The sequence below is a fragment of the Luteimonas aquatica genome (assembly GCF_022662575.1).
Classification (GTDB): domain Bacteria; phylum Pseudomonadota; class Gammaproteobacteria; order Xanthomonadales; family Xanthomonadaceae; genus Luteimonas; species Luteimonas aquatica.
The window spans coordinates 1-433 of the sequence record NZ_JALBFU010000045.1; the positions used below are offsets into that span (position 1 = coordinate 1).

Annotated in this window: 1 pseudogene; it reads left to right on the plus strand. The window is 75.5% G+C overall.

From position 1 onward, the window contains the following. Positions 1–433 (plus strand): annotated as a pseudogene (locus tag MD221_RS17445) (hypothetical protein); the annotation flags it as partial.

The window sequence follows — 433 nt, forward strand, 5'->3', positions numbered from 1 at the left end:
CGACCAGCGCGGGCGTGGGCGGCACGGCGCTGGGCGCGAGCGCGAGCGCGGAAGGCTTCGCGGCGACGGCGACGGGCGTGGGCGCCTACGCGTCGGGCGCGCAGTCCTCGGCGTTCGGCGCGGTGGCCAGCGCGATCGGCGACTACAGCACGGCGGTGGGCACGCAGAGCGCGGCCACGGGCACCGGCAGCACGGCGGTGGGCGAGTCGAGCCTGGCCACGGGCGAGGAGAGCACGGCGGTGGGCGGGACATCGTTCTTCGGCCTGATCTCGGCCGAGGCCTCGGGTGCGAACTCGTCGGCCTTCGGTGCCGGCGCGGGCGCGACCGGCGACTACAGCACGGCCATCGGCAGTCTGTCGTACGCGAGCGCGGAGGACTCTACGGCACTGGGCTATGGCGCCTACGCCTCGGGGGTGAACAGCGTGGCGATCGG